Source organism: Streptomyces bambusae, assembly GCF_019400985.1.
Taxonomy (GTDB): Bacteria; Actinomycetota; Actinomycetes; order Streptomycetales; family Streptomycetaceae; genus Streptomyces; species Streptomyces bambusae_A.
Genome location: NZ_WTFF01000445.1, coordinates 1 through 4,679, shown reverse-complemented (window position 1 = coordinate 4,679; position 4,679 = coordinate 1). Strand labels below are relative to the sequence as shown.

3 protein-coding genes and 1 pseudogene are annotated in these 4,679 nt (G+C 73.5%); all 4 read right to left on the bottom strand.

Going from position 1 to position 4,679, the window contains the following annotated elements:
- Positions 1 to 832, bottom strand: an 832-nt coding sequence (locus GPJ59_RS33630; protein WP_219671718.1) for a homocysteine S-methyltransferase family protein, incomplete at its 3' end; no start/stop codon positions are given.
- Positions 829 to 1,809 (bottom strand): carbohydrate kinase family protein, encoded by a 981-nt coding sequence (locus GPJ59_RS33625; protein WP_219671715.1) that lies wholly within the window; start codon positions 1,807 to 1,809, stop codon positions 829 to 831. The genes GPJ59_RS33625 and GPJ59_RS33630, both read right to left, overlap by 4 nt.
- Before the next feature lie 208 nt (positions 1,810 to 2,017).
- A complete protein-coding gene (gene metK, locus GPJ59_RS33620) occupies positions 2,018 to 3,241 on the bottom strand; it encodes a methionine adenosyltransferase (RefSeq protein WP_219671713.1) in 1,224 nt (407 codons plus the stop codon).
- A 138-nt stretch (positions 3,242 to 3,379) separates the two neighbouring features.
- Positions 3,380 to 4,679: pseudogene (locus GPJ59_RS33615) on the bottom strand (hypothetical protein); the annotation flags it as partial.

The window sequence follows — 4,679 nt, the reverse complement described above, 5'->3', positions numbered from 1 at the left end:
CCGAAGCCGACAGCGGATAGTGCGCCCCGTCCTTGGTCAGCACCGGCAGACCCGCGTTCGGCATGCACGAGATCGGGATACGGGCGTTGCGGGCCAGGTAGCGCAGGTGCTCGCTCATCTCGGCCGGGCCGGTCGCGCAGTTCAGGCCGATCATGTCGATGCCCAGCGGCTCCAACGAGGTCAGCGCCGCGCCGATCTCCGAACCCAGCAGCATCGTGCCGGTCGTCTCGACGGTGACCGAGCAGATCAGCGGGACCGAGACCCCGAGGGCGTCCATGGCCCGGCGGGCGCCGATGATGGAGGACTTCGTCTGGAGCAGGTCCTGCGTGGTCTCCACCAGCAGCGCGTCCGCACCGCCCGTCAGCAGCCCCTCCGCGTTGACCTGGAAGGCGTCCCGGATCGTCGCGTACGTGATGTGGCCGAGCGTCGGCAGCTTGGTCCCCGGACCCATCGAGCCCAGCACCCACCGCTGCTGTCCCGTCTCCACCGTGAACCGGTCCGCGACCTCTCGCGCCACCCGCGCACCCGCCTCGGACAGCTCGAAGTTCCGCTCGACGATCTCGTACTCGGCCAAGGCCGCGTAGTTGGCACCGAAGGTGTTGGTCTCGACACAGTCCACGCCCACGGCGAAGTACGCCTCGTGGACCGAACGGACGATGTCCGGCCGGGTCACGTTCAAGACCTCGTTGCAGCCCTCCAGCTGCTGGAAGTCCTCCAGCGTGGGGTCCTGGGCCTGGAGCATCGTCCCCATGGCGCCGTCCGCGACCACGACACGCGTGGCGAGTGCCTCCCGGAGGGCGTCCGCCCTCTGCTGTGCGTTCAGGTTCGTCATGTCAGCTGTCCCAGCTTCGGTTCGAGGAGCGCGGCGGCCTGGCTCCCGTACACGCGGTGGAGGGTGGTGAGGAGCTGCGCGGGCTGGATCTCGTACGACTGCGAGCCCACGGCGGCCAGGACGCTCGCGGACATCACGCAGCCGAGCTGGGCCGCGCTCCGCAGCGGGAGCTGCCAGCCGATCGCGGCGAGGAAACCGGAGCGGAAGGCGTCGCCGACACCGGTCGGGTCCTTCGCCGGGACGTCGGGGACGGCCGGCACGGTGATCGTCGGCTCGCCCTTGCGCTCGATACGGACGCCCTGCTCGCCCAGGGTGGTGACCCAGGCGCCGACCCGGTCGAGCACGTCGGCCGGGGTCCATCCGGTGCGCTCGCGCAGCAGGGCGGACTCGTACTCGTTGGTGAACAGCCAGCGGGCGCCGTCGACCAGTTGGCGGACCTCGGCGCCGGTGAGACGGGCGAGCTGCTGCGAGGGGTCGGCTGCGAAGGGGATGCCGAGCGTGCGGGCCTGCTCGGTGTGGCGCAGCATCGCGCCCGGGTCGTTGGGCGAGACGAGGACCAGGTCGAAGGGGCTGCGGGCGTGGACGGCCCGGAGGTCGATGCGGCCGGCCTCGGCCATGGCGCCCGCGTAGAAGGAGGCGATCTGGTTGTTGTCCTGGTCGGTGATGCACATGAAGCGAGCGGTCTGGCAGGCGCCGGAGACGTGGACGGCGCTGGTGTCCACGCCGTGCTCCTTGAGCCAGACCTCGTACTCGCCGAAGTCGGGGCCGACGGCGCCGGCGAGGATCGGGTCGAGACGCAAGGCCCCGAGCCCGAAGGCGATGTTGGCCGCCACTCCGCCCCGCCGTACCTCCAGCGCGTCGACGAGGAAGGACAGCGAGACGTGGTCCAGCTGGTCGGGGATCAGCTGGTCGACGAACCGGCCCGGGAAGGCCATGAGGTGATCTGTGGCGATGGATCCGGTCACCGCGATACGCACGTGGACTCCTGTGAGCTGGTCGGTCGGCGGGGCGTCAGTGGTGGTGTGGCGTGGCAGTGCGGTGGTGCGGTGGTGCGGGCGCCGTACGGCGGGCGTGCCGTACGGCGTTACGGCGGGCGTGCCGTACGGCCTCGGTGCCGTACGGCCTCGGTGCCGTACGGCCTCGGTGCCCTTACGGCCTCGGTGCCGTACGGACGGCCGCCCGTGCTCAGAGGCCGGCGGCGGCCTTGAGCTGCTCGGCGCGGTCCGTGCGCTCCCAGGTGAAGTCCGGCAGCTCGCGGCCGAAGTGGCCGTACGCGGCGGTCTGGGAGTAGATCGGGCGCAGCAGGTCGAGGTCGCGGATGATCGCGGCCGGGCGGAGGTCGAAGACCTCGCCGATGGCCTGCTCGATGCGGTCGGTGGCGATGGTGTTGGTACCGAAGGTCTCCACGAACAGGCCCACCGGCTCGGCCTTGCCGATGGCGTAGGCGACCTGGACCTCGCAGCGGGAGGCGAGACCTGCGGCGACGACGTTCTTGGCGACCCAGCGCATGGCGTACGCGGCCGAGCGGTCCACCTTCGACGGGTCCTTGCCGGAGAAGGCGCCGCCGCCGTGGCGGGCCATGCCGCCGTACGTGTCGATGATGATCTTGCGGCCGGTCAGGCCGGCGTCGCCCATCGGGCCGCCGATCTCGAAGCGGCCGGTGGGGTTCACGAGGAGCCGGTAGCCCTCGGTGTCCAGCTTGATGCCGTCCTCGGCCAGCTGCCGCAGCACGTACTCCACGACGTTCTCGCGGATGTCGGGGGCGAGGAGGGCGTCGAGGTCGATGTCGGAGGCGTGCTGCGAGGAGACGACGACCGTGTCGAGGCGGACCGGCTTGTCGCCGTCGTACTCGATGGTGACCTGGGTCTTGCCGTCGGGGCGCAGGTACGGGACCGTGCCGTCCTTGCGGACCTCGGTCAGGCGGCGCGAGAGCCGGTGGGCCAGGTGGATCGGCAGCGGCATCAGCTCGGGCGTCTCGTCGGTGGCGTAGCCGAACATCAGGCCCTGGTCGCCGGCGCCTTGGCGGTCGAGCTCGTCCCCCTCTCCACCTGCGGCGGCGCCCTCGACCCGGGTCTCGTAGGCCGTGTCGACACCCTGGGCGATGTCGGGCGACTGCGCGCCGATCGACACCGAGACGCCGCAGGAGGCGCCGTCGAAGCCCTTGGCGGAGGAGTCGTAGCCGATCTCCAGGATCTTCTCGCGGACGAGCTGGGCGATCGGCGCGTACGCCTTCGTGGTCACCTCGCCGGCTATGTGCACGAGGCCGGTGGTGATGAGGGTCTCCACGGCCACGCGCGAGGTCGGGTCCTCGCGCAGGAGGGCGTCGAGGATCGTGTCGCTGATCTGGTCGGCGATCTTGTCGGGGTGGCCCTCGGTCACGGACTCCGAGGTGAAGAGGCGGCGGGACATGTCACTCCTGATGGCTGTCGCTGTGGCTTGTGTCGGTTGGGGTTGGGGTCGGGGTTGGAGTTGGGGTCGGGGCTGAGGCCGGTCGGGTGCGGAGGGTACGGAGGGGCACGGAGGGGTACGGAGGCGCTGCGGGCCTGGTCATACGCGCCGCCGGGGTCCGGCGGCGGTGGCCGCGGCGGCCGCGGTGGCGGCAGCCGTGGCGGTCCGCAGGGTGCGGGCCAGGGCCCGTACCGCATCGGGACCGCCGTCCGCGGCGCCGCCGATGGCGACGAGCGGCGGGTGCCAGCCGTGCGCGGCGATGCGTTCGGCGAGCTCGCAGGCGAGCGCGCCGGCGCCGGAGTAGCCGCCGAGCAGCAGCGGTTCGCCGCGGGCGAGGGCGGGACGCAGGGTGGCCAGGCAGCTGCGGGCGTCGGCGGGCGGGTCGACCGTGGTGAGCGCCTGCGGGCCGTGGTGGGCCGCGGCGAACCGGTCGTAGCAGCCTGGTGGGGCGCCGGGCGGCGGGATCAGGCAGATCGTGCCGGCGCCGCCGCCGGGGGACGGGTCGCGCAGGACGCGCAGGGTGTGCGGGGGCCGGGCCGGCGGGTGGGCCACGCCGGGGACGGGCGCGCCGTCGAGCAGGGCGAGCGCGTCGGCGACGGTGGTGGACTCCCGTACGGAGTCGGGCAGTTCGCGCAGCAGCCGGACCGTCTGGGTCAGGATCTCGGCGGCGTCGGGGTCGGTGATCCGGGTGCGGTCGTGGACGGCGGTGAGGACCAGGCCGCCGTCGTCGTCGTGCCGGGCGGTGAGGACGTACGGCAGCGCGGTGTGCGCGGTGACGGTCTCGGCACCGCCGAACTCGCGCCCGACGCCGCCGTACTCGGTCCCGCCGGCGCGGAACTCGCGGGCGATGCCCCCGAACTCGCCGTCCACCGTGTCCCGGGGCGCCTGCACCTCGAAGGCGAGGAGCGACCGGGGGCGGGGGCGGATGCGGGTCCGGGTGCCGGTGCGGGCGGGGTCCTGGATCGGCTCGTACGCATCTGCCGAGCCCCGCACCCCGCCCCCGGCCCAGTCCGCGAACTGCCCCGGGGCCACCCACTCGTACGCCGCCGCGTCCAGGGCCCGTCCGGCCAGCGTGGTCATCAGGTGGGCCAGTGGCGCGGCGGGGTCCACCGTGACGTGGACGGGCACGGCGCTGCGCAGCGGGCCGGGCAGCCGCTCCACGCCGTCCAGCGCGATCCCCCGCCCCGACACGGCGGTGGCGAAGCAGACGGGCACGGGCCGGCGGCGGCCCGAACCGGTGGAGCGGTGCAGCTGGAGGGACCAGGCCAGGTGGAGGGCCGTGCTCTCGGTCGCCCCCCAGGCCGCCGCCCAGATGCGCAGCCGGCGGGCCTCGTACGGGGCCAGCCGCTGCCGGGTGCGCCCGTGGCCGGGGCGGACCGGGCCGGCCGGGGGGGGGGGG

Coding starts and splice junctions, on each gene's coding strand:
- metK (WP_219671713.1), bottom strand. CDS start 3,241: ATGTCCCGCCGCCTCTTCACCTCGGAGTCCGTGACCGAGGGCCACCCC.